The following is a 24,109-nucleotide window of genomic DNA, read 5'->3' as shown; positions in this document are numbered from 1 at the left end:
GCAGCTTATTTTTCAATAATCGCTGTAACACCCTGACCACCGGCAGCACAGATCGATACCAGTACACGACCTGAACCTTTTTGAGCAATCAGTTTGGCTGCCGTCGCAATAATACGACCACCAGTTGCTGCAAAGGGATGACCGGCTGCAAGTGATGAGCCTTTCACGTTCAGTTTTGCACGGTCAATTGAACCGAGTGGCGCATCCAGACCTAAACGCTCTTTACAGAATGCTGGATCTTCCCATGCCTTTAAAGTAGACAGCACTTGAGAAGCAAATGCTTCATGAATTTCATAATAGTCGAAGTCCTGAAGTTTTAGGCCCGCACGTTCCAGCATGCGAGGAACAGCATAAGCAGGTGCCATCAATAAACCTTCTTTCTTCTCGACGAAATCAACTGCTGCAGTTTCCTGAAAAGTCAGATAAGCCAAAACTTCATGACCATTGGCTTTTGCCCATTCTTCAGACGCTAGCAGAACGCAAGAAGCACCATCTGTCAGTGGGGTAGAGTTACCCGCAGTCATGGTACGCGCATCGCCCTTACCAAACGCAGGTTTAAGCTTCGCCAGTTTCTCGACTGAAGAATCAGCACGCAGGTTATTGTCACGCTCTAAACCCAGGAATGGCGTGATCAGATCATCAAAGAAACCTTCTTCATAAGCTGCTGCCATTTTCTGGTGTGAAGATGCAGCAAGTTCATCTTGCGCTTCACGGGAAATACCCCATTCTAGTGTGGTAATCGCCTGATGATCACCCATAGACAAGCCAGTACGTGGCTCACCATTTTTAGGTGCGTCCATCAATTCTTTGATATTAATTTTGGTCAAGGCTTTTAAACGGTCTTTGGCAGTTTTGGCAATGTTCAATTCAAGCAGCGCTTTACGTAAACCGTCACCAAATGCAATGGGCGCATCAGAGGTGGTATCTACACCACCGGCAATTCCTACTTCAATTTGGCCCAGTGCAATTTTGTTTGCCACTAAAAATGCAGCTTGTAAACCCGTACCACACGCCTGCTGGATATCATAAGCTGGGGTTTCTGGTGCCAGTGCCGTATCCAGAACACATTCACGAGTCAGGTTAAAGTCACGGCTATGCTTCAGGACAGCACCTGCAACCACTTCACCGACACGTTGACCTTGCAGATTAAAGCGCTCTACCAGACCATTTAATGCTGCGGTCAGCATGTCCGAGTTAGAGGCAGTAAAATAGGCACCATTCGAACGTGCAAATGGAATACGGTTGCCACCAAGAATAGCAACGCGGCGAACTGTGTTTTGGCTCATATTATTATCCTGTTGAACAGAAGGCTGTGTTTTTGAAACTGAATCTGTTTGAGTTGATGTCGTCTGACTGCTACTGCTCGCTGTACGACGGGTACGCGGAGTTTTAGCCGGACTTTTTGCTGCAGCAGCGGCTGTATCCGTGTTTTTAGTGCTACGCTTAGCACGCGTTGATGATTTTGACACAGCTGGAGATGCGGAATTCTCGACTGCTGGATTTTCTTGAGTTGTTTTGCTCATAAGGCTTTTCCAAGCAAATTGATCGTCTTCTTGTGGCTTACATTAGCATAGATGAGTATATGCTGTATTGACTACAATGACATTGCAGACTGCGCTCAGGTCAAGTCATCTGCCAGATATCTCAAGTATGATTGGGTAGAATCTGGTAGATCTATTGCAATATAAGTATCTGGCATTATATTGAAGTTAAAGGATAACTTTAGATCGATCAAAAATTAATTTGTATGAGAGATAATAAACATGACTGATCAGTACCAAACTTTCGCAAAATCTCCTATTGGTAAATTTGTCATTAAAAATCTGGGCCTGCCATCCCCAATTTCCCTAGACCGTTTCGAGTCTGCAACGCCAGTGGTAAAAGGCGCTGTGTTATTCGGTGCTGCACCTGCGAGTGTATTGACCGGTTCTATTGCTCAGGTGCTGGCAAATATTCATGCCAATAGCTATGCAGGCAATAATGCGGAACTGCAACAGGCAGCGGCGAAATCGGGTCTGAACCTGAATGCATTTAATACTGGCGATAAAGAATCCAAGTTTAAAGTGGTTATTTTTGATGCTTCTGGTATTGAAAATTCAGAGCAGTTGAAATCACTTTATGAATTCTTTAATCCGATTGCGCGTCAGATTCAAAGTTCTGGTCGTGTGGTCGTGATCGGCACAACACCTGAATCTGCAAAATCTGTGAGTCAGGCCATTGCACAACGTGCGCTCGAAGGTTTTGTCAAATCTGTGGGCAAAGAATTTAAAAAGGGTATTGCAGCCAACCTGATTTATGTCGATGCAGGTGCCGAAGCCAATCTTGAGTCTGTGCTACGTTTTGCAATTTCTCCACGCTCTGCCTATGTGTCTGGTCAGGTTATTCGTGTATCGGCAGCAGCACAAGTAGACTTGGACTGGAGTAAGCCACTGGCAGGAAAAACGGCAGTAGTAACTGGAGCAAGCCGTGGTATTGGTGAGGCGATTGCTCATGTGCTGGCACGTGATGGCGCACATGTGATTTGTCTGGATGTCCCACAACAGCAGGCGGATCTGGATCGTGTCGCTGGTGAAATTGGCGGCTCTACACTAGCGATTGACATTACTGCAGCCGATGCGGGTGAGAAAATCAAACAGGCGGCAGCGGCGCAGGGTGGTCTGGATATTATCGTGCATAATGCCGGGATTACCCGCGACAAGACTTTGGCCAATATGAAGCCTGAGCTTTGGGATCTGGTCATTAACATCAACCTGTCAGCAATTGAACGCGTCAATGATTACTTGCTCTGCAACGATGGTCTAAATGCAAATGGCCGTATTATCTGTGTATCTTCTATTTCAGGTATTGCAGGTAATCTGGGTCAAACCAACTATGCAGCCTCTAAAGCAGGTGTGATTGGTGTGGTGAAATTCACAGCACCGACATTAAAAAATGGTATAACCATTAATGCTGTGGCACCGGGTTTTATTGAAACGCAAATGACAGCAGCAATTCCATTTGCCATCCGTGAAGCTGGACGCCGTATGAATTCCATGAGTCAGGGTGGTCATCCTGTTGATGTGGCAGAAGCGATTGCGATGTTTGCATCGACTGCCTCTTCAGGTTTGAATGGCAATGTGGTGCGTGTGTGTGGTCAGAGCCTGTTAGGGGCTTAATTTAGAATCCCCCTAAATCCCTCTTTGCAAAAGAGGGGACTACTCCTCCCTTTGTTAAAGGGAGGTTGGGAGGGATTTATTTAAAAAGATATTCTTCCTTCTTTTAAAAAGAAGGACGTCATAAAGATAAATATTCCAAAGGTTCAGTATGAATACTCGCCATTTTAGTCAACTTCCAAAACCTTATTTAGCCTATCCAAAAGTGATTCAGGGCTTGATTTTAAAAAAGCCAAAAGCTGAAAAAGTTCTACCGCAAGTTGAATATGTGGTGGATTCATTCAAGGTCGATCAAAAGCATCTGAAAGCCTATAATGAAGTTTGTGGTTTTAAAAATAATGGCTATATTCCAGCCATTTATCTAACAGTTCTTTCACAAAGCCTGCAAATGCATATGATGACGGCTGAAGCTTTTCCTTTTCCGGTTCTCGGTCTGGTGCATATCCGCAATCAGGTCAAACAGTATCGTAAAATCGGAGTCAATGAATCTCTCACATTGTCTTGCAAGTTTGGTGAATTGCAGCCGCATGATAAAGGTGTACAGTTTGATTTCATCACCACAGTAAAAGTCGGTGATGAAGTGGTGGTGGAAGCCTTGACCACTTATCTGTCCCGTCAAAAGAGTAAAGGCAAAGCTGCAGCCAAAATCGTCGAAAACAAGACACCCGATTATGAGCTGAATGCTGAATGGGAAATTCTAGAAAATACGGGTCGCCGTTATGCCATGACATCCGGCGACTTTAACCTGATTCATATTCATGCCCTAATGGCTAAGGCATTCGGATTTAAACAGGCGATTGCGCATGGTATGTGGACCAAGGCTAAAGCTTTGTCCAGCCTGGCATTGCCCGATGCCTATGAAGCAGATGTCTGGTTTAAACTGCCCTTATATCTGCCTTCCAAAGTGCAATTCTTAACCGCGAAAGCAGCTAATGATACGGAAATCCTGATTCGTAATAGCAAAAATCAGAAGCCGCATGTCACAGGAACTGTGACCGCAATTTAAAGTACGATAAAAGCCTGAACCTGATTTAGGCTTTTTTGTTTTTAAGAAATCAATATTCTATGGATAGAATGATGCAGCCACTCAAAGATTATTTATTTGCGGATACAGCCCATTACCAAGGAACGGTAAATGAAAATTTCCGTGACCTTGCCCGTCAGTTTAGTCGCCTACAGCATGCTCGCACAGAGCAGGGTGGTGCGGCACTTGTTGTCTATTTTCAGGGACAAAAAGTCGTCGATATTTATACCGGGAAAAAATCGGAATCTGAGGCTTGGCAAACCGATACCATGTCGCTGTGTTATTCGACGGGCAAAGGTGTGCTGGCGACACTGGCACATATTCTGGCCAGTCAGGGCCTGGTTGATTATGACCAGCCTGTTGCAGAATATTGGCCTGAATTTGCGCAAAACGGTAAAGAAAATATTACTCTGGCGCATATGCTGAGTCATCAAAGCGGATTGTTTGATATCCGTAATATCATTGCCGACGCCACTGAAATGGCCGACTGGCCGCAGATGCTAGACCGAATTGCCGCGGCTGAACCACGTTTTCAAGTTGCAACAGATGCGGCCTATCAACCGCTGACCTTTGGCTGGCAGGTCGGTGGTGCATTAGAAAAAGCGACAGCTAAAACTTTAACTGAACTGATGCAGGCATATCTGGTTCAGCCTTTGATGTTGAATGGTGCTTATTTCAGTGTGCCGACCAATGAATTAGCTCGGGTAGCACTGCCGATTTTTAAAGCTAAAGCAGCCAAGTCTCAATCGCAGCCTGCGAAAAAAACAGGATCAAGAAAACCGAATCTGATGGAGCGGGCTTTGATTTGGAGTGGACAAGATCCGCAGGATTTTCAGGATGCGATGATTCCCAAAGGAATGAGGAATTTCAGTTTCTTTAGTGAGCAAGGCCTGCAAGCAATCATTCCATCCGCCAATGGAGTATTTACCGCAGAGAGTCTGGCAAAAATTTATGCCATGCTGGCCAACCGCGGCGAATGGCAAGGACAGCAATTGATCTCGCCTGAAGTTTTTCAGCGTCTCAGTCAGATTCAATGCAAAAAACGCGATCGAGTCATGCCTTTGCCGATGCACTGGCGATTGGGTTATCATCGGGTGCTTACTTTAGGTAAAGCTTCGCAAGGTTTTGGTCATATGGGCTTTAATGGTTCGGGAGCCTGGTGTGACCCTGAGCGCAATTTAAGTTTTGCCTATACCCATAATTTCCCGACAGGTTCATTGACCGGAGATTATCGTCTGTGGGGTTTGACACAGGAAACCTTACGCTGTGCTGATGCCGTCCTGACTGGACGTAAAGGTTGGCGCTAAATATCCCTGATTGGGGAGTTTAGTAAAGTCCTTAAAATATGTTATTTTGGCGTGACTCCCAGTCTGTGGTATGAAGTGATGAAAAAAGTGCTGATGATTCCTCTGGTCGCAAGCAGTGCCTTGTTTGGCTGCCAGGATCAAAACCAATCGACGGCAAATACTGCTATTGAGGCTAAAGCTCAGATTCCTGCCTGGGTCGGGAATTATCAGGGCACCACACCCTGTATGGGATGTTTTTCAAGTTGTGACGATTGTCCGGGTATGGCTGTTGCTTTGAGCTTGCATGATGATCGGACTTTTACGTTATCACGTGAAAGCTTGAGTGGGCATAACCCGATTGAAACCATTACTGGGCCGATTCGTTTTCAGGATGATACGCAACAAAAGATTGAACTGCTGAATGTCGATACCCGCAATCTGGTTTATGTGGATCTGAAAAAGCAGGTTCTGGAAATTCGTGAAGATCAAACAGGCAAACGCTACCAGATGCAAAGTGACTTTATCCTGTTTGAATCGGTCTGATTTTAAGAAAATATATGTTTTATATCCCTTTTTCAATGATTTTGATCAAGGGATTTTTATTGTTTATAAACCGGCATTCATTTCACTATTTACTAAAAAAACAGTATGCTTAGACCTGTAAAAAGGAGCATACATGTATCAAGTACTTGCGCGAAAATACCGTCCTCGTAATTTTAATGAATTGGTGGGGCAAAACCATGTTTCACGTGCTTTAACCAGCGCGCTCGAACGTGGCCGTTTGCACCATGCCTATTTGTTTACAGGAACGCGTGGTGTCGGAAAAACCACGATTGCACGTATTTTGGCGAAGTGCTTGAACTGTGAGACCGGTATCACCTCGACACCGTGTGAAGTCTGTGCGACTTGTAGCGCCGTCAACGAAGGACGCTTTATCGATTTGATCGAAATCGATGCGGCCTCACGCACCAAGGTTGAAGATACTCGCGAGCTGCTCGACAATGTGCCTTATGCACCGACTCAAGGTCGTTTTAAAGTTTACCTGATTGATGAAGTGCACATGCTGTCCACGCATTCTTTCAATGCTTTATTAAAGACTCTGGAAGAGCCACCTGCGCACGTCAAGTTCCTGTTTGCTACGACCGACCCACAAAAGCTGCCAATTACCGTAATTTCACGCTGTTTGCAGTTTACTTTGCGCCCATTGGCTGTTGATGAAATTACCGAGCATCTGGCCCAGATTTTAGGCCAAGAAAGTATTCAGTCGGATCAGGATGCCATCTGGCAAATTGCCGAATCTGCTCAAGGTTCTTTGCGTGATGCCTTGTCTCTGACCGATCAGGCGATTGCCTATGGTCAGGGTGCGATTCAGCATCAGGATGTCAAAGACATGCTGGGCTTGATTGACCGGACCATTATTTATGATCTGATTCTGGCGATTCACCAGAACCAGAAAGCACAGGTCAGTCAGTTGTTGCTGCAATTCCGTCAGCAGGCTTTGGATGTGTCACTGGTTTTAGATCAGTTAATTTCGACTTTGCATGAACTGGCTTTATTACAATATCTGCCTGATTTAAGTCTGAAATATAGTGCTGAAATCAATCAAAAGATCATGCAATTATCCGGTCTGATTTCGGCTCAGGATTTACAACTGTATTATCAAGTTGCTTGTAAGGGACGCGCTGATTTACAGTTGGCTGTGACTCAGGAACAAGGTTTTGAGATGACGGTGCTACGCTTATTGGCATTCCGACCCTTACAGCCAAGCGAGGTTCCAGTCGTTCATGAAGCCGCAACTCAACCAATAGCAGCTTCTCCTACACGTCTACAACAGCCCGTTCAGACACAATTGCAGTCTGAAACAGTCACAGCAAAAACATTTGAAGCGGAACCAGTGTTTGATGATTTCTCTCTGGACGATGAGACGGATGAGGAAGCTTATACGCCATCAATGCCTGAACCATCTTCAGATGATTTTCTCCATGAAGAAAAGTCCACTAATGATCATGCACCTGAGCCTGTTCAACAGGGAGTAATTCAGACAGCGATTGAGGAAGTACAGTCTAGTGATCAGATCGTTTTTGATCCAAATGACGACAAAGGCCTGTTTGGTTTTGATGAAATCGAGAGTAGCGTAGAAGCACCGGCGACAAGCAGCAGCTCGGATGATTTCCTGCTTGAAGAGTTTATTCCTGTAGATGCTGTTACTCATGTCGAAGCAGCACAAGAAATATCTGCTGATGAGGAATTTAGTCTTGCCTCACCGGAATTGGAACTTTCACAGGAAACGATTGCTCAGCCTGTGATTGAAGAAGTCGCTCCGATTCAGACTGCACTACCGGATGACATTTCCCAAGATTTAAATACGCAGAATCTGATGCCACAGGATATTTTAAAAATCCCTGAGCAAATGTTAGAGGGTGAGTGGAGCGTCGAAAAATGGGAATACTGGTTCCGTAACAGCCAGCTTTCTCCAGCAGTGCAGGAACTGGCACAGTATGGTGTCATGAGCGGACAGATTAATGGCCAATCCGTTTTTCATATCCCTGAGCAATACCAGCAACTTTTGACACAACTGCAACATACTCTGGAAGCTGCTTTACAACAGCAGTGGCCGCAAACTCATTTCCAGGTGAAATTTGAAAGTGTGGACCAGCTAACACCCTATACCATGCAGCATCAGCGGAAGGCTCGTGCCTTTAAACGCGCTGAAGAGCTGTTACAGGCTGAACCTGCGGTACGTGACCTGTTGCAGCAGTTCGATGGTGAATTGCAAAATATTCAGCTGAAATAGACTGGATTTTAAGGCACAACAAATCGAGATAAGGCATCCCGCATTTCGGCTGAAATCGGGGTGCTTTTTCGTGTCTCACGATCGACAAATACATGAACAAAATTACCCTGAGCTGCAGCTGTATCCGAATTGCGTTTAAAAATGGCCAGATCGTAGCTCAGTGATGAATTTCCCATGCTTTCAATGGCCACGCCCACTTCAATAATTTCCGGATAAGACAGTTCCTGATTAAACTGGCAGTTGGAGCTGACCACCAGCCCAATCATCGGAGAGTATTTCGGATCAAAGGCCGCTTCCTGAATCAGCAGGGCATTGGCTGCGGTGTCAAAATAACTGTAATAAGTCACATTGTTGACGTGGCCATACAGGTCATTGTCTGCCCAGCGGGTCTGAATGGGCAAGAAAAAGGCATAGTGTTCGCGTTGTTTGATCGTGGCTTTCATCAGGATTCGCTCTCAGCTAGACAAGGCTTAGTGTGGAAATAGATTTAGGCATAAATCGCCTGGTAAATCTGGTAAGCGTCATCCAACTTGAGTTCGCGTGGATTGTTCTGCAACAGCCGGCTTTGTTGCATGGCATCTTCTGCCATAACCATCAACATCTGTTCTGGTACATTTAACTGCTTTAATTTTAAGGTTAAGCCGCTCTGTATCAGATGATTATTAAAATGATCAATAAACAGATCGGTCAGTCCATCATGACAACCTTTACTGTGGGGATCTAACCAGGTCATCAATTCGGCATAGAGCTGTTTGGCTACAGGTGCATTAAATTTTAAGACTTCGGTCAGCACCAAAGCATTGCTATGTCCATGCGACAGATGAAAATGCCCACCGAGTGGATAAGCCAGCGCATGCACGGCGGCAACCGGTGCGTTGGCAAAGGCTTGTCCGGCCAGCATGGAACCGACCAGCATATTTTGACGGGCATCTAGATCATGACCATCTTGCAGAACACGTTGCAAATTGGCATTCAATAATCTTAAAGCCTGTTTGGCCAGCATATCCGAATAAGGATTTTTCTTGTGTTTTGAGGTATAGGCTTCAATGGCATGTACCATGGCATCGATTCCGGTGGCAGCGGTAATCTGTGCCGGCAAATTCCGAGTGAAAGTCGCATCCAGAATAGCAATATCGGCATAGAGAATAGGCGCGACAATGCCGCTTTTGGTGGTTTCACCTGTAGTAACAATCGAAATTGGTGTGACTTCGGAGCCCGTTCCGGCTGTGGTGGGAACCAGAATTAGAGCTAAACGTGGCCCGGTGGCATTATCGACGCCATACAGATCGGAAAGCGTCTGATGCTGCTCAGGATGCGCCAAAATCGCAATCAGCTTGGCCACATCCATCGAGCTGCCACCACCAAAGCCTAGCACCACATCAATCTTTTCCTGCTTTGCAAAAGCTGCTGCTTCAAGCACTACGTTATCGGGCGGGTCAGCCTGAACATCTGAGTAAATCACATAATCCAGACCGGCAGATTCAATAATATCCAGAATCGGCAGATGTAATTGCTGCTTCAGCATACCCGGGTCAGTCACCAGTAGAAGACGTTGATAACGGCCATTTTTTAGAATTTTAAATAATTCCTGAATCGTGCCTAGTCCGGCAATGATATTGGGGACGGTTTGAAACTGAAAACGATTCATGGCGATATCCTTGATTTTTTTATTGCAAATACGAGATTATTCTATGGTTGTGAGATAGGAATCAGTATATAAATAACTTAACATAAGAATCCTTAAAATAAAGTAGCTCTGAGGTTGTTTATGTCATCCAGAACGCCATACAAGGTGTTATGTGTTTGTTTGGGAAATATTTGCCGCTCTCCCACGGCAGAGGTGGTACTCAGACATTATTGTGATGAACAGCAACTGAATATTGTGGTCGATTCTGCTGGAACCAGTAATTATCATCCGGGCAAGGCCCCAGACCTGCGTAGCCAGCAGCATGCACTGAAACGTGGCTATGATCTGTCAACGCTTCGCGCACGTCAGCTGACCACGCATGATTTTATTGATTATGATCTGATTCTGGCAATGGATCTGGAAAACCTATCTAATATCCAGAATATACAGCGTCTGGCCGAAACTGAGTTCGGTCATTTACGTGCACGCGTTGCATTGATGAGTGAGCATGATCAGGATTATCCACAACAGGCCTTGCCCGATCCTTATTATGGCGAAGCGGATGGTTTTGAACGGGTGCTCGATCAGTGTGAGTCCAGCAGTCAGGCATGGGTTGAAATTTTCAAACAGAATGTACACAAGGTTTAAGCAATGCAGATTCAAACTCAGGTTCAACTTAAACCCTTTAATACCCTAAATTTAGAAGCCATTGCTTCACACTATGCCCATATTCAATCGACCGATGATCTGCTGGCGGCTCTGGATTTTGCTGAACAGCAACAGTTAAATGTGCTGATTCTGTCAGGTGGCAGCAATATGTTGTTGCCTGAACAGATTCACGCACTGGTTTTGCATATCGATATTCAGGGCATTGAGATGCTGGATGGCGATGATCAGTCGCAACGTTTACGCGTGGGCGGCGGGCAGGGCTGGCATGACTTCGTGCTCTGGACTACAGCACAAGGTCTGTATGGTTTACAAAATCTGGCCCTGATTCCTGGGCGTGTTGGTGCATCGCCGGTACAGAATATTGGCGCCTATGGCGTCGAAGTTGGCGAGTTTATCGATTCGGTTGCAGTCTATGATCGTCAGCTCAAACAGTTTGGCTCGATTAGCGCAGCAGATTGCCAGTTTGCCTATCGACATAGTATTTTTAAAGATGAGCCAAACCGTTATGTGATTACCCATGTGACTTTTAAATTACTGAAACAGCCAGATTTGAAACTGAATTACGGTGACTTAAAGACAGCCGTCGGTGATACGCTTACAGCAGAAAACCTGCAACAGCAAGTGATTCAGATCCGTCAAAGCAAATTACCTGATCCGCAAGAATTTCCCAATGTGGGGAGTTTTTTTAAAAATCCGCTGGTAGATCAGCCGGTCTTTGACCAGATTGCGGCATCTTTCCCGAATTTACCCCATTACCAGCAAGCCAATACTCAAGTTAAACTGGCGGCAGGCTGGCTGATTGATCAGGCTGGCTGGAAGGGCAAACAGTTGGGGTCTGTCGGCATGTTTCATAAACAGGCGCTGGTCTTGGTGAATTATGGTCAGGCCTCTCTTACCGATGTGCGTAAAACTTATCGTGCAGTACAGCAGTCGGTCTGGGAAAAATTCAAGCTGCTGCTGGAACCAGAACCTGTATTGTTTGACCAAAATGGATTGATCCGTTCTCATCAGGATGAAAAATGATATGAATAAAACCCATTGGATGGTACGTTTGCTACAAGTGGTCACTGGACTGTTTGTACTATTCGGCTGTCTACTGGTGTTGGTTTATACCCCTTTTTACTCGCAAATGATCGTCAAGGGCTTAAACCAGTTTGTATCTTTAGAACTTAATGAAGTAGCAGCGCAAAGCCAGAAAATGGCAGCATTGAGCGAGCATGAAAATCTGGAACCTGGCTCCGATTTATGGATTGCCCGTCAGGCATATTTAAAGGTCATGGAAAAGGATATCCAACAAAACAATTCTGCCAACCTGATTCTGATTCAGGCACGTTATAAAGCGCTGCAACAGGTCATTGAAGAACATCAGCGTGAGCAGCAAAGTCAAAAGGCAGAGCAAAGTCCGCCTGCTCAAGTTCCATTATTATATTCACAAGTACCGACAGAGCCGGTTGATCCGACTGCAAATGTTCGGAAGTTGCTGGACTGGGACAGCAATGAAAACAAAGAACGTATTGAACAATATATTGAGTTCCTGAGTACGCATCCTATAGAACAAGAAGAGGCCAGCTCGGTACAAGAAACCGCTGAAGAGGAAATTCAGCAGGACCTGGCTTTACTACAAGATCAGCAACAAGTGAAACCGGCGAATAGCTCCCAGCCTTATGCCATTGTGGTGTTGGGTGGCGGTTTAACGCTAGATGAAAAGGGTGAAGAGATTGTGGTCAATCACTATACGCGTTTACGTCTGGAAACCACGCTGGCGGTAGAAAAACATTATCAGTTACCGATTGTGCTGAGTGGTGTAGAAGCGCCGTATATGCAGCGCTGGTTGAAAAACCACGATGTTGATGCCAAATTGCTGGAAGATCGCAGCATGAATACCTGTGAAAATACCCGTTTCAGTTCATTATTATTACAAAAGAAAGGTGGAGCACCGACTGTGATTCTGATTACGGATCGTTATCATATGCCACGGACCCGCCGTTTATTTGCTTTAAATGGCATACAAACCATTCCGGTAGAGGCACCGATGCCGAAGCCTTTGACACGATGGCGTCCAAGTGCGCAAAATTATGATCATAGTCGTCGTGCCAATTATGAAATGTTGGCGACCATGCGCGATATGTGGTTTGGATCTAGTGACTGTCGGGAGGTGCCATAATGTCTGATATCCCATTTTTAAATCCCACGATCCTGAAGCAACTTGATTTACCCATCCCAAGCCGGGATATAACGCCACAACTCTTGCCGCCGTTAAACCTGAATCGTAGTGATGAGCCGCCAATTGATCTGCAATCCTATCGCAAGCTGTATGGCTTTGATTTATTGGACTGCAAACACTGGCAAGGCTATGTACAGATGCCATTGTTTAAATTGCATGTACAGGTATTTGAGCCAAACCTGGAAAATACCCGCTTTGACAAGATTCAGGGCACTGCTTTCTTGCTGCATGGTTATCTGGAACATAGCGGGATTTATCAGCCGATTGTCAAAGAGCTGCTGGAGCAAGGTTTTAGTGTGCTGACCTATGATCTGCCCGGACATGGTCTGAGTGATGGTTCACCTGCCAGCATTCAGAATTTTGATCATTATCAGCAGGTTTTGCATGCCGTACATCGCTATGTACAACATGCCGCGCAATTGCCCAAACCTTGGGTCGGCATTGGACAGAGTACCGGTGGTGCAATCTGGATGCATCACTTACTCGAATTTGCACAGCGCCGCGAAAATCCTTTTGTAGAACGGGTTTTGCTGTTATCGCCGCTGATTCGTCCTGCGAAAACAGCCTGGTGGCATAACTCGGTCGGGCTGGGCATTATTAGCCGGATCAAGCGTGAAGTTCCCCGGCATTTCAGACGCAATAACCATAATCCGGAGTTTCTGCGTTTTATCCGGCTTAAAGATCCGTTACAGCCGCGGATGATGGGTATGGACTGGATTCTGGCGATGTCGCGCTGGATGCTGGAAATGGAAGCGCGTCCGGCCTGTCGTATTCCGGTCTGGCTGGCACAGGGTGCACAGGATCAGACCGTAGACTGGCGCTATAATATCGAATTTATCCGACGTAAATTCCGTCTCCAGACCTTACTGATGCTGGAAGAAGGTTCGCATCAACTGATCAATGAACGCGCGGATATTCGTGCTGCATTGACCGGCTTGATTCCTGCCTTTCTACATGCACAGGGCAGTAAAACCTATTATTGATCTACAATTCAATGTGAAAAAAGGCGTTTGATTAAACGCCTTTTCTAATTTAACTGTATTGAGTTAAAATTTATCCAGTTTAGCCAGGTTCCACATCCGGAAGTAGAAGTTCTCCTCATCCTTATTTTCACAGGATAATAATTCTCCCTCTTTCAACCAAAAATGAATCTGCGCAAAGTTCTTTATTTCGTGATTATTCACACGTTGTGCCAAGTGATGTGCCTTAATCGCCGAAGGGTGTTTCAGGCCTGCAGAAGCAATCAGTTCAGACAAGGCGTGTAAGGTGTTTTTATGATAATGAAATACGCGCTCTGCTTTGGTGGGCACATGTAAGGCCTTTTGACGATCTTTATCCTGTGTGGTGACACCGACAGGACACTGGTTGGTATGACAGCTTTGAGCCTGAATACAGCCGACGGCAAACATAAAACCACGTGCCGAATTCACCCAATCTGCCCCAATCGCGAGCGTGCTGGCAATATCAAATGCACTAATAATTTTACCACTTGCACCAATTTTGATTTTATCTCTTAAACCTGCACCAACAAGGGTATTATGCACAAATAGTAAACCTTCTCTTAGGGGTGCACCGACAAAGTCGATTAACTCAATGGGTGCAGCGCCCGTTCCACCTTCAGAGCCATCGACGACGATGAAATCGGGATAAATCTGGGTGTGCAGCATGGCTTTGACCATACTCATAAACTGCCAGGGCTGCCCCAGACATAGCTTGAATCCGACCGGTTTTCCGTTGGAAAGTTCACGTAATCGTTGGATGAAATTCATCATTTCAATCGGGGTGCTAAAGGCGGGATGACTAGAGGGTGATACGCAATCATGTTCACGGCTGATGCCCCGGATTTGGGCAATTTCTTCCGAGATCTTGCTTTTAGGTAAAATACCGCCATGTCCGGGTTTAGCCCCTTGTGATAACTTGATTTCAATCATTTTTACTTGCGGTAATTTGGCTTGTGCCGCAAAGCGTTCCGGATCAAACTGTCCATCTAAGGTACGGCAGCCAAAATAACCACTGCCAATTTCCCAGACCAGATCGCCCCCATATTCAAGATGATAGGGGCTGATACTGCCTTCACCGGTATCATGGAAAAAATCACCTTTTTGAGCGCCGAGATTCAGCGCACGGATTGCATTGGCACTCATACTGCCAAAGCTCATGGCTGAAATATTTAAAATGGAAGCAGAGAAGGGCTGTGTACATTGCTCATTGCCGATCAGGATACGGAACGTTTGTGGATCGGCCACCTTACATGGCGTCAAAGAGTGACTGACAAATCTATAATTGTCCTCATAGACATTGAGAATTGAACCGAAAGGTTTATCTGAATTTTCATTTTTCGCCCGCTGGTACACCAGACTACGTTGCATACGGGAGAAGGGCAGTGCATCGCGGTCGGCTTCAATAAAATATTGACGAATCTCCGGACGAAATTCTTCGAAGATAAAGCGGAAATGTCCCATGATGGGGTAGTTTTTCAGAATAGAATGCTTGTTTTGCAGTACATCATACAAACCCAACAGGCTCAGGAGAATACTCAGAATCCACAGGGTATTCACCAAAGTTTGCGGCATAAAATAATAGATATAACGCGGCGAATAACCGATATGGAATGTGGTAAAAATCACTGCAATCAGAATGCAGGCAAACCAGACTGAATGGCGGGAAAAGAAAGTATTGAGCAGCTTGTGACGTACTAATTGAGCAGGGTTAGCCATTGTAAAATTAAGTCCCTATTTCTACTTCTATAGGGCTTTATGATGTGCAGAGCCAGGTATCTTATGCAAGCATAGAATTGTTATTCAATTTTATAAACTTGCCAAAAATCATACCCAGACAGGCAATCAGTCAGTAGCAATTGCAGATAAATTTTGCGGAAAAATTCCTATAGAAAAAATATGCAAAGCACATATATTCTATTTATTTCACAGGCAGAGTGAATGCTTTTATAGTCGATTTATCACCCATACAGGAGTTATAAACCATGACAAAAAAATCCATTCGCTTTAATAATGCCGAACTGGCTTGCTCATGTCTCAGTTCTGTTTAAATATTGAGGTTTCATCCAATCTGCATTTCGGGGTATTAGAGAAAAGCAGGTTGGTACAGCGGTAGACCACCAGAACAATCATAAAAATACAAGCATAATTCTCCAATCCCCAATCTGGGGATTTTTTTATTCTGGAATTATTAAAGCTGAATGAAATCCATTTGGTTAAGGGTTTTCCTCATCCATCTGGCTAACTGCATTGGACACCATACTGGGTTCAATATGTTTAATCTTTTTACCAAAGCTGCGCAGCCACCACACCAGTTGTGAAGTAAAAGGAACCGTTGCACTAATCAGCGACATACCATTGTCCAGTTTTTCAATCTTCTGATCTTTACTGAGCTGACTTTCCTCAAAATAATGTGCATCCGATTCCGACATGCTCAGTTTTAGCATGACATTTTCAGTAGGGTGATTGAAATCCACCCGGAAGCCCAATGCACCAGAATCGATATAGTCATCAATATCAAAATTCACCGGATGCAGGGCACGTGAATTGAGAACTACTGCCGATTTAAAACGGTGCAGGGCAAAGGTCTGAATATCAGATTTGTCATGACGGGTACAGACCAGATAAATGATGGAGCCTTTTTGCACCAAAGCCAGTGGATTGAGGATATAAGTCTTTTCTTCGCTGTTGTGACCGCGGCCCTGATAGACACATTCCAGCTGTTTGTCCTGCAACAAGCCTTCATATACCGCCTGCTGTGCAGTCTTATCCACGAAAGGTGGAATGAGCGGTTGGGTGGCTGGCACAATCCGTACCCGATTAATCCATTGGCGGACATTGTTTTGCGAGGACAGACTGCGGCGTGCCAGATCAAACCAGGGATTCATTTCTTCGATCAGGCTCGGTGGCAGCAAATGTTTTAAATGTTCTTCGACCATCATAAAGGTGACCGCCTGTGAGCTGGTCATATGCGGCAAGCTTTGCAGCGGTGCATCTGAGCGCCAACGCCAGCCTTGTGGTGTGGTCTTGCTGCTTTCGATTGGAAAGCGCTGCGCAATCTGGTTCAGGTCACGCTGAATGGTACGCAGGCTGATATCAATTCCTTCGCGATTCAAGATTTCCTGTAATTCACGTGTTCCCATCCATTTGCCGGTAGAAAGACGCGACAAGATTTGCCATTGGCGATACAGGCTATTCGAGGTTTCTTTTTCTTGTGCTGACATAATTTATTTTGCTGGCGATAAAGAGGATGGGATTTAGGCTTAGACTAACACAATAAAAAAACTCTCATTTTTTCGCAAGTCTTTCTGCGCAACAATTGTCCTACAAACTAAAAACAACTTGGTAAGAAATGGCATTGAGTTCAGGGCGCATTTATTAGATTAATGGTAGTCGCAATATAGGTTCAATGGCATGGATATTGCTTTGATTTAATTATAATAGATGATAAGACGAGGTTTGTATGCTTAAAGGAAATCGGGATACAAATGTAATTGAAAAAATTGATAATTTTAGTTCCCAAAATCTTGGGAAAAATTTTATAGAGGCTAAAACAGCAACGGTATCGACTACAGCAAATCCACAACTTTTATTTCAACAGTTGTCTTCAAAATTCTTTAATGAAATGCAGGATGAGCAAGTCATGTCCAGTCAGGCAAGTCAAAGACTGGAAGAATGGTTATCCCAACACACGCTGGATGAATTGAATGCTCTGAATCAGGTGGCAAAAGAACATTTTTTACATCATGGCATTAGCTTTACGGTTTACGAAGATAAAGAGGGGGTAGAGCGAAGCATTCCTTTCGATATCATTCCACGAGTGATTGACCGCAAACAGTGGAATATGGTGGCTCTGGGGTCGGCACAACGCGTGCGCGCACTGAATCTGTTTTTACATGACATTTATCATCAACAGGATATTTTAAAAGCCAATATCATTCCTGAACTCCAGATTTTGACGCATGAGGCTTATCAGCCGCATATGTATCAACATAGCCTGAAAGGCAGGATTTATAGCCAGATTAGTGGCATTGATGTAATACGTGATTCCAAGGGCGAATTTTATGTCTTGGAGGACAATCTTAGAACGCCATCGGGTGTCTCTTATATGCTGGAATGCCGTAAGATTAGCCAAAAGCTGATGCCGAAAATATTTGAACAGTCCAAGATTGCTGGAATTGAGCAATACCCGCAGCTTTTAAAAGAAATCCTGATCGAAAATGCCCATGTCGACAAACCCTTTGTCGTAGTGCTGACGCCAGGGCGTTTTAATAGTGCTTACTATGAGCACGCCTTTCTCGCAAGAGAAATGAATGTACCGTTGGTAACATCACGTGATCTTTTTGTTGATGACTCGAAGGTTTATGTAAAAACTATACGTGGTCGCCAAAGAGTCGATGTTATTTATAGACGGGTCGATGATGCTTATCTCGATCCATTATGCTTTAAACCGGAGAGTACCCTGGGTGTACCTGGCTTAATGTCAGCTTATTTACAAAATAATGTCCTGATTGCCAACGCACCGGGTACAGGTGTCGCAGATGACAAATCGATTTATCCATATGTCGATAAAATGATTCATTTTTATTTGGGTGAACAGCCAATACTAAAAAATATTCCGACGTATCAATGTCGTAATCAGCAAGATTTAAGCTATGTGTTGGCCCATCTGGACCAGCTGGTGGTAAAAGAAGCTCAGGGTTCGGGTGGTTATGGCATGCTGGTTGGGCCACAGGCTTCGAAACAGCAAATTGAATTTTTCAGGGAGAAAATTTTAGCTGCGCCGCATTTGTATATTGCGCAGCCAACTTTGGACTTATCGGTTAGTCCGACTTTGACCAATTTTGGTATTGCTGAACGTCATATTGACTTGCGCCCATTTGTCTTAAGCTCGCCTTACCGTACTGAAATTGTGCAGGGTGGCTTGACACGTGTAGCGATGCAGCCCGGTTCACTGGTGGTGAATTCATCACAGGGTGGCGGTATTAAAGATACCTGGGTAGTCGACAATTTACATTCATAATATTCCAAAGAAGGAAAATGTCATGGTTTTGCTGAATAGCAATGCACAACATATTTTTTGGTTAGGGCGTTATTTATCTCGCACTCATTTTTTATGTGCGCGCTTTCCATTTTTAGAAGACGAAGCAGCTGTGGCCTATGCCCATGCTTTTTGTTTACCCGCTTTTGATGCCAGTTCCTTAAATGAATTGGTACTAGATTCAACTCAGACCGCATCTTTTAGCCAGCAGTTTAAAGTGGCTAAAGATAATATTCAGGAACTACGCGGAGTATTGTCTGCATCAGGCTATGCAGAACTAATGAAACTGATCAAAACTGCAGACAAAAATGCTGGTTATATTTGTGAAGTGGTGACTGAATGTGAAGATATTCTGGAAGCTGAATCCGCCGATATTTTTCTGTTCTTTAGCCTGGGACAATGTGTCGAACAGCTCGATCATCAGTTACGACTCGGTGAAGAAACCAGTACGACACTGTGCAAGATCGATGATGTAGTCAGAATTCTAGTGGAAATGGGCTGGGGTGACCTGGAGCAATACTGGGAACAGTTGCGTACAGAACCGAACCGGATTCAGTTCTATCAGTTTAGCGACCATATCCATCAACTGTTTGAGGCAGATGTATGAAATTGATGGTGAATCACCAAACGCATTATATGTATACAGCTGAGGTGAGGAACAGTATTCAGTACATCAAAATGATGCCTTCGAGCAATGCGCATCAACGGGTGCATTCCTGGGATATTAGTGTACCGGGGAATAAAGAAATCCGAAAAGATGCCTTTCATAATCTGTGGATGACCTGTAACCAGCGTGAACCTTATTATTCCTTAACGATCATGGCGCAAGGGATTGTCGAGCTGAATCCCGCGCATCAGACTGGACTGAATGATTCAATCAATCCCAATATTTTTTTACAGCCAACCGAATCAACGCAATGTAATGCAGCAATGAAAGATTTTGCACAAGCTCATGTCCCTGCATTAAGCCGTCAACGTCTGATTGAACTGGCACAGGCCTTGCTGGAACATGTCCCTTATATTTCCAATAGCACCTCAGTGCAAGGCTCTGCCATAGATGCCTTTGAAGCACGTCAGGGGGTCTGTCAGGATCATAGTCATATTTTCATTGCCATGTGTAAATATCTGGGCTTAGCTGCCCGTTATGTTTCTGGCTATTTATATGCACAAAATGCTTCACATCTGGCCAGTCATGCCTGGGCAGAGGTGTTTGTAGAGCAGACATGGTATTGTTTTGATGTGAGTAATCTGCTGTTTAGTCCAAGCTCGCATATTTATGTGGCCATTGGGCGGGATTATTGGGATGTAGCACCGGTACGCGGTGTGAGGGAGAAGGGCGGAGTGGAATCCATGCATTCCATTGTTCAGGTACTAGGATGTTAATAAGGACAAAAGAATGACGTATTGTTGTGCGCTACGTTTAGAGCAAGGTATGCTTTTTATTAGTGATACACGGACCAATGCCGGAGTAGATCATATTTCTGTCTTTCGCAAACTGTATACCTTTGGTATTCCTGGGGAGCGTATGATCGTCATACAGGCCTCCGGAAATCTGGCCACAACACAAGCCGTAATTGGGCGTATCAAAAATCAGCTGGAGTTGAAGCAGGAACCCAATATACTCAGTCTGCATACCATGTTTGATGTGGCTGAACTGATCGGGAGCACGCTTAAGAGAGTCATCGCCAATGTCACCAGCGACATTTTGGAACAGAGTAATTATTATTGTAATTTACTGGTGGGTGGTCAGCTCAAAGATCAAGAAATGCAGCTCTATCATGTGTATCCGCAAGGAAATTTTATCTGTGCCACGCGGGATACGCCGTATTTCCAGATTGGCGAGAGTAAATATGGCAAGCCGATCCTGGATCGCGCCTTGACTTATGATATGCCGCTGGATGAAGCTCTGCGTTGTTCGCTCATTTCATTTGCATCGACCTTACGTTCCAATGTATCGGTCGGTATGCCACTCGATGTGCTGGTGTATAAAAAAGACAGTTTAATGATGCCGAGGGGTAAACGTATTGCCGAAGATGATGAATATTTCACGTCGATCAGCCGGCAATGGTCAGACACCTTGAAAAAAGGACTGGCAGCGCTACCTGTTCCATCGAATGAATATTTTCTGTAAAAGGTATTCTGGTTCAGTTTTTTCGCGTACAGTATGAACTTCTGTGCACCAGCATAATAAAAATAGATAAGTTAGCGCATGTACCAATTTTGTTACGCCAGTAAAAGTACGTCTTCTAAAGTTGATTTGCTTGAAGATCTGACCAATATCCTGAAAGAAGCACGTGATTTTAATCATCGCTATCAAGTCACAGGAGTGCTGTATTTTGCCGATGGTTATTTTTTTCAATGTCTGGAAGGTGAGTGTTTAACCTTAAAAAGTCTGCTGCTCGAGAGACTCAATAAAGATCCTCGCCATCATGATATTAAATTGTTTGAGACCAAGGAAATCGAATATCCGAGTTTCCCCGACTGGTCGATGAAGTATATTTCTAAACGCAGTCAAATCCAGCAATTCTGTCAGGACATGGGATTTAATGACTTTAATCCTTTTGCCTTTCAGCAACATCATGTCGATGCTTTATTAGAGAAATTGAGTTTAGAGCAGGCTGAAGAACAAAAATCAGCTTAAATAAAAAGCCCAACTTCTGTTGGACTTTTTTGGCTCTGAGGATCAACTCAAATAACTTTACGTAGCGGACGATGACTGAGTCTGCATAACAGTTCATAACCAATGGTGCCATTGGCTTCAGCAACATCATCGACCAAACGGGTATTCCCCCAAAGTTCGACTTGAGTACCAGGTTTTACCTGCATAGCAGTTACATCAATCGCGATCATATCCATTGCTACACGACCAATGACACGCGTTTGCTGGCCATTAATCGCCACATAGTTCTGTTTCGGGAAAGCACGAGGGTAGCCATCACCATAGCCAATTGAAACAATCGCAAGTGTCATGTCTTGCTCAGCTGTAAATGTTGAACCATAACCGACATGCTCACCTGCCTTGATATGGTTAAGTGCAATCACTTCGGCAGTAAAGGTCATGACTGGTTTTAAATCCAGATCATGCACATCACGATCTGCAAATGGAGTCGCGCCATAAAGCATGATCCCGGGACGGACAAAATCAAAATGCAATTCTGGATATTTATAAATGGCTGCTGAATTACAGCATGAACCCATCAATGGTGCACAGTCATTTTTAATTTCTAAGAATTGACGGATTTGTTCATCATTCAGCGGGTGATCAGCATCGGCATTGGCAAAATGCATCGCCAAAACACAAGTAAAACCTTCAGCTTTGAGTTGATTGATAACGTCTTTAATTACATCAATTTTAAAGCCAAGACGGTTCATCCCGCTATTCAGCTTGACCCAGACTTTCAGGTCTTTGGCGATATAAGCATCTTTATGTGCCAAGAGCCAATCGACCTGTGCCTGCTGATGCACAATCACTTCAATATTCTGATCAATCACGATTGGCATTTCGTCTGCAACAAAAACACCTTCGATGAGCGTGATCGGCTGTTGATAACCCAATTCACGAATTTCCAGGGCTTCTTGTAAGCATGCGACACCAAAAGCATCGCTTGCACTTAAGGCTGCTAGGCAGTCTTTAACTCCATGTCCGTAAGCATTGGCTTTGACCATACTGACGATTTTAGCGGTTGGGGCAAGTTGTTTGACACGGTTTAAATTATATTGCAGTGCTGCACTGTCAATATAAACTGTAGCTTGGCGCACCCTAAATTACTCCTGGAGGGACGATGGAAATCTGATGATTGAGCTTGTTTACTCTTCATCATCATACTGAGCATAAAACTCAGGTGAGAGATTACTAAAACGGGTATATTGACCTTCGAAAGCCAGACGTACCGTACCAATCGGGCCGTTACGCTGCTTACCAATAATAATTTCAGCAGTGCCGGCTTCCTTTGATTCCTTGTTATAAACCTCGTCGCGGTAAATGAACATGATCAAATCGGCATCCTGCTCGATTGCACCGGATTCACGTAAATCGGACATCACCGGGCGTTTATTGGGGCGGTTTTCCAGGGCGCGGTTTAACTGGGAAAGTGCAATCACAGGGCACTGCATTTCTTTGGCTAAGGCTTTTAAACTTCGTGAAATTTCCGAGATCTCGCCGACACGGTTGTCGCCCATACCGGGTACTTTCATCAACTGAAGATAATCGACCATGATACAGCCGAGTTTGCCACCATGCATTTTGGCAATACGACGGGCACGGGAACGTAATTCAGTTGGTGGCAGGGCAGAGGAATCATCGATATACAGGTTTTTTTCCTGTAAATGCACAATGGTACTGGTCACTTTTGACCACTCATCGCTGTCCATTTTGCCTGAACGCAAATGCCCCTGATGCACACGGCCAAATGACGAAATCAAACGCATGGCAATCGAATCCGCTGGCATCTCCATCGAATAGACCAGCGCCGGCAGGTTGTTATTAAATAAAACGCTTTCGACCAGGTTCATGGCAAAGGTGGTTTTACCCATGGACGGACGCGCCGCGACAATAATCAGGTCGCCGGATTGCATGCCTGAGGTTTTATTATCCAGTTCCACAAAGCCTGTGGTTAAACCGGTAATGCTACCTTCCATTTGTGATAATTCATTCAATTTATCAAAAACATCGGCAACGACAGAGTTAATCGGTTTAGGCCCTTGCGCCTTGGCATTATTATTATGCTGTTCTGCAATCGAGAAAATATTGGTTTCAGCCAAGTCCAGAATTTCACTGACGGTACGGCCTTTGGTGTCATAGGCATTTTGTAAAATTTCAGAGCTGACTTTAATCATGCTGCGCAGGGTCGAGAATTCTTTAATTTTGCCTGCATAGGTTTCCAGATTGTAGAAACTCGATGGCGAGTCTGCCATGAGCTGCATCAGATATTCTTCACCACCAATGGCATCCAGCAAGTTCTGCTTGATCAGCCAGTCATGCACCAGTACCGCATCATAAGGTGAGTTTTCTTTAGAGAGCTGATCAATGGCGCGGAAAATATATTTATGTCGGGTCGCATAAAAATCATTTTCAGTCAGCACATCACCGACCTGTTCAAAAGATTCGGCAACGGTCATTAATGCAGCAAGTACGGCTTGTTCAATCGCTAAATTGTGCGGTGGAGTACGAAATTCCTTGAGATTGCTGTTCTCAGTACTGATTTCGATATTAGCGCTGGTCGGCTTTTTGCTGGCATTCGCCTGTGACATATAAATCCCTGATTTTAAATACAATGGTTAAACATTATCGGAGA

The 24,109-nt window shown here is 44.6% G+C and carries 21 protein-coding genes; 14 read left to right on the top strand and 7 right to left on the bottom strand.

Features of this window, described 5'->3' with window-relative positions:
- Positions 1-5: 5 nt before the first annotated feature.
- Positions 6-1,523, bottom strand: coding sequence for an acetyl-CoA C-acetyltransferase (locus FTU44_RS00595; RefSeq protein ID WP_100355358.1), 1,518 nt, complete (start codon positions 1,521-1,523; stop codon positions 6-8).
- Between the two features lie 240 nt (positions 1,524-1,763).
- On the opposite strand from FTU44_RS00595, the gene FTU44_RS00590 reads away from it, so the two are divergent.
- The 5 genes from FTU44_RS00590 (at position 1,764) to dnaX (ending at position 8,256) form a co-directional block, all read left to right on the top strand.
- A complete protein-coding gene (locus FTU44_RS00590; RefSeq protein ID WP_100329605.1) occupies positions 1,764-3,155 on the top strand; it encodes a 3-oxoacyl-ACP reductase in 1,392 nt (463 codons plus the stop codon).
- A gap of 148 nt (positions 3,156-3,303) precedes the next feature.
- Complete coding sequence (locus tag FTU44_RS00585) at positions 3,304-4,158, top strand: MaoC/PaaZ C-terminal domain-containing protein (RefSeq protein ID WP_100535292.1); 855 nt, start codon at positions 3,304-3,306, stop codon at positions 4,156-4,158.
- Positions 4,159-4,229: 71 nt separating this feature from the next.
- The gene (locus tag FTU44_RS00580; RefSeq protein ID WP_005097266.1) at positions 4,230-5,483 is read left to right on the top strand and encodes a serine hydrolase; all 1,254 of its coding nucleotides are present in this window, start codon (positions 4,230-4,232) and stop codon (positions 5,481-5,483) included.
- A 78-nt stretch (positions 5,484-5,561) separates the two neighbouring features.
- Positions 5,562-6,005 (top strand): copper resistance protein NlpE N-terminal domain-containing protein, encoded by a 444-nt coding sequence (locus FTU44_RS00575; protein WP_034608473.1) that lies wholly within the window; start codon positions 5,562-5,564, stop codon positions 6,003-6,005.
- A gap of 133 nt (positions 6,006-6,138) precedes the next feature.
- Positions 6,139-8,256, top strand: coding sequence for a DNA polymerase III subunit gamma/tau (dnaX, locus tag FTU44_RS00570; protein ID WP_100355356.1), 2,118 nt, complete (start codon positions 6,139-6,141; stop codon positions 8,254-8,256).
- A gap of 8 nt (positions 8,257-8,264) precedes the next feature.
- Here dnaX and FTU44_RS00565 read toward each other — a convergent pair whose 3' ends face one another.
- Positions 8,265-8,699, bottom strand: a complete 435-nt coding sequence (locus FTU44_RS00565; RefSeq protein WP_005170474.1) for a thioesterase family protein — start codon at positions 8,697-8,699, stop codon at positions 8,265-8,267.
- A gap of 44 nt (positions 8,700-8,743) precedes the next feature.
- On the bottom strand, positions 8,744-9,904 hold the full coding sequence (locus tag FTU44_RS00560; RefSeq protein ID WP_005170476.1) for an iron-containing alcohol dehydrogenase: 1,161 nt from the start codon (positions 9,902-9,904) through the stop codon (positions 8,744-8,746).
- A 120-nt stretch (positions 9,905-10,024) separates the two neighbouring features.
- Here FTU44_RS00560 and FTU44_RS00555 point away from each other — a divergent pair, with 120 nt between their 5' ends.
- Genes FTU44_RS00555 through FTU44_RS00540 form a run of 4 tightly spaced genes read left to right on the top strand, consistent with a single transcriptional unit; the run spans position 10,025 to position 13,759 of the window.
- Positions 10,025-10,531 (top strand): low molecular weight protein-tyrosine-phosphatase, encoded by a 507-nt coding sequence (locus FTU44_RS00555; protein ID WP_005170478.1) that lies wholly within the window; start codon positions 10,025-10,027, stop codon positions 10,529-10,531.
- A 3-nt stretch (positions 10,532-10,534) separates the two neighbouring features.
- Positions 10,535-11,575, top strand: coding sequence for a UDP-N-acetylmuramate dehydrogenase (gene murB / locus FTU44_RS00550; RefSeq protein WP_005170480.1), 1,041 nt, complete (start codon positions 10,535-10,537; stop codon positions 11,573-11,575).
- A 1-nt stretch (position 11,576) separates the two neighbouring features.
- Entirely contained in the window at positions 11,577-12,716 is a 1,140-nt protein-coding gene (locus tag FTU44_RS00545) for a YdcF family protein (RefSeq protein WP_100535329.1), read from the top strand.
- A complete protein-coding gene (locus tag FTU44_RS00540; RefSeq protein WP_005097254.1) occupies positions 12,716-13,759 on the top strand; it encodes an alpha/beta hydrolase in 1,044 nt (347 codons plus the stop codon). The genes FTU44_RS00545 and FTU44_RS00540 overlap by 1 nt, the downstream gene beginning before the upstream one ends.
- A gap of 63 nt (positions 13,760-13,822) precedes the next feature.
- Here FTU44_RS00540 and FTU44_RS00535 read toward each other — a convergent pair whose 3' ends face one another.
- Both FTU44_RS00535 and FTU44_RS00530 read right to left on the bottom strand, forming a co-directional pair.
- The gene (locus FTU44_RS00535; RefSeq protein WP_005097253.1) at positions 13,823-15,493 is read right to left on the bottom strand and encodes an FMN-binding glutamate synthase family protein; all 1,671 of its coding nucleotides are present in this window, start codon (positions 15,491-15,493) and stop codon (positions 13,823-13,825) included.
- Positions 15,494-15,990: 497 nt separating this feature from the next.
- Positions 15,991-16,998, bottom strand: a complete 1,008-nt coding sequence (locus FTU44_RS00530) for a YafY family protein (RefSeq protein ID WP_005097252.1) — start codon at positions 16,996-16,998, stop codon at positions 15,991-15,993.
- Between the two features lie 239 nt (positions 16,999-17,237).
- Here FTU44_RS00530 and FTU44_RS00525 point away from each other — a divergent pair, with 239 nt between their 5' ends.
- From FTU44_RS00525 to FTU44_RS00505, 5 genes are all read left to right on the top strand, one after another.
- The gene (locus FTU44_RS00525) at positions 17,238-18,797 is read left to right on the top strand and encodes a circularly permuted type 2 ATP-grasp protein (RefSeq protein WP_180049075.1); all 1,560 of its coding nucleotides are present in this window, start codon (positions 17,238-17,240) and stop codon (positions 18,795-18,797) included.
- 22 nt (positions 18,798-18,819) lie between these two features.
- The gene (locus FTU44_RS00520; protein ID WP_005097250.1) at positions 18,820-19,422 is read left to right on the top strand and encodes an alpha-E domain-containing protein; all 603 of its coding nucleotides are present in this window, start codon (positions 18,820-18,822) and stop codon (positions 19,420-19,422) included.
- A complete protein-coding gene (locus FTU44_RS00515) occupies positions 19,419-20,198 on the top strand; it encodes a transglutaminase family protein (RefSeq protein WP_074383227.1) in 780 nt (259 codons plus the stop codon). Before FTU44_RS00520 ends, FTU44_RS00515 begins: the two co-directional genes overlap by 4 nt.
- A gap of 13 nt (positions 20,199-20,211) precedes the next feature.
- Entirely contained in the window at positions 20,212-20,946 is a 735-nt protein-coding gene (locus FTU44_RS00510; protein ID WP_005097248.1) for a proteasome-type protease, read from the top strand.
- Positions 20,947-21,024: 78 nt separating this feature from the next.
- The gene (locus FTU44_RS00505; RefSeq protein ID WP_005097246.1) at positions 21,025-21,456 is read left to right on the top strand and encodes a BLUF domain-containing protein; all 432 of its coding nucleotides are present in this window, start codon (positions 21,025-21,027) and stop codon (positions 21,454-21,456) included.
- A 47-nt stretch (positions 21,457-21,503) separates the two neighbouring features.
- On the opposite strand, the gene alr is transcribed toward FTU44_RS00505, so the two are convergent.
- Both alr and dnaB read right to left on the bottom strand, forming a co-directional pair.
- Positions 21,504-22,574: an alanine racemase gene (gene alr / locus FTU44_RS00500; RefSeq protein WP_100355351.1), complete on the bottom strand. Its 1,071-nt coding sequence runs from the start codon at positions 22,572-22,574 to the stop codon at positions 21,504-21,506.
- Positions 22,575-22,622: 48 nt separating this feature from the next.
- A complete protein-coding gene (dnaB, locus tag FTU44_RS00495) occupies positions 22,623-24,065 on the bottom strand; it encodes a replicative DNA helicase (RefSeq protein ID WP_005097243.1) in 1,443 nt (480 codons plus the stop codon).
- Between the last annotated feature and the right edge of the window lie 44 nt (positions 24,066-24,109).

This window comes from Acinetobacter sp. YH12105, from assembly GCF_013419095.1.
In the GTDB taxonomy this organism is placed as follows: Bacteria; Pseudomonadota; Gammaproteobacteria; order Pseudomonadales; family Moraxellaceae; genus Acinetobacter; species Acinetobacter pseudolwoffii.
The sequence above is the reverse complement of the archived record's forward strand: the minus strand, read 5'-3'. Positions and strand labels throughout refer to the sequence as shown.

What these genes read in the sequence shown, in the direction of transcription:
- FTU44_RS00505 (WP_005097246.1), top strand. Translation starts at nt 21,025, where the DNA reads ATGTACCAATTTTGTTACGCCAGTAAAAGTACGTCTTCTAAAGTTGAT.
- FTU44_RS00535 (WP_005097253.1), bottom strand. Translation starts at nt 15,493, where the DNA reads ATGGCTAACCCTGCTCAATTAGTACGTCACAAGCTGCTCAATACTTTC.
- FTU44_RS00525 (WP_180049075.1), top strand. Translation starts at nt 17,238, where the DNA reads ATGCTTAAAGGAAATCGGGATACAAATGTAATTGAAAAAATTGATAAT.
- FTU44_RS00510 (WP_005097248.1), top strand. Translation starts at nt 20,212, where the DNA reads ATGACGTATTGTTGTGCGCTACGTTTAGAGCAAGGTATGCTTTTTATT.
- FTU44_RS00595 (WP_100355358.1), bottom strand. Translation starts at nt 1,523, where the DNA reads ATGAGCAAAACAACTCAAGAAAATCCAGCAGTCGAGAATTCCGCATCT.
- FTU44_RS00530 (WP_005097252.1), bottom strand. Translation starts at nt 16,998, where the DNA reads ATGTCAGCACAAGAAAAAGAAACCTCGAATAGCCTGTATCGCCAATGG.
- FTU44_RS00585 (WP_100535292.1), top strand. Translation starts at nt 3,304, where the DNA reads ATGAATACTCGCCATTTTAGTCAACTTCCAAAACCTTATTTAGCCTAT.
- murB (WP_005170480.1), top strand. Translation starts at nt 10,535, where the DNA reads ATGCAGATTCAAACTCAGGTTCAACTTAAACCCTTTAATACCCTAAAT.
- FTU44_RS00575 (WP_034608473.1), top strand. Translation starts at nt 5,562, where the DNA reads ATGAAAAAAGTGCTGATGATTCCTCTGGTCGCAAGCAGTGCCTTGTTT.
- FTU44_RS00555 (WP_005170478.1), top strand. Translation starts at nt 10,025, where the DNA reads ATGTCATCCAGAACGCCATACAAGGTGTTATGTGTTTGTTTGGGAAAT.
- FTU44_RS00565 (WP_005170474.1), bottom strand. Translation starts at nt 8,699, where the DNA reads ATGAAAGCCACGATCAAACAACGCGAACACTATGCCTTTTTCTTGCCC.
- FTU44_RS00540 (WP_005097254.1), top strand. Translation starts at nt 12,716, where the DNA reads ATGTCTGATATCCCATTTTTAAATCCCACGATCCTGAAGCAACTTGAT.
- FTU44_RS00515 (WP_074383227.1), top strand. Translation starts at nt 19,419, where the DNA reads ATGAAATTGATGGTGAATCACCAAACGCATTATATGTATACAGCTGAG.
- dnaB (WP_005097243.1), bottom strand. Translation starts at nt 24,065, where the DNA reads ATGTCACAGGCGAATGCCAGCAAAAAGCCGACCAGCGCTAATATCGAA.
- FTU44_RS00520 (WP_005097250.1), top strand. Translation starts at nt 18,820, where the DNA reads ATGGTTTTGCTGAATAGCAATGCACAACATATTTTTTGGTTAGGGCGT.
- FTU44_RS00545 (WP_100535329.1), top strand. Translation starts at nt 11,577, where the DNA reads ATGAATAAAACCCATTGGATGGTACGTTTGCTACAAGTGGTCACTGGA.
- FTU44_RS00590 (WP_100329605.1), top strand. Translation starts at nt 1,764, where the DNA reads ATGACTGATCAGTACCAAACTTTCGCAAAATCTCCTATTGGTAAATTT.
- dnaX (WP_100355356.1), top strand. Translation starts at nt 6,139, where the DNA reads ATGTATCAAGTACTTGCGCGAAAATACCGTCCTCGTAATTTTAATGAA.
- FTU44_RS00560 (WP_005170476.1), bottom strand. Translation starts at nt 9,904, where the DNA reads ATGAATCGTTTTCAGTTTCAAACCGTCCCCAATATCATTGCCGGACTA.
- FTU44_RS00580 (WP_005097266.1), top strand. Translation starts at nt 4,230, where the DNA reads ATGCAGCCACTCAAAGATTATTTATTTGCGGATACAGCCCATTACCAA.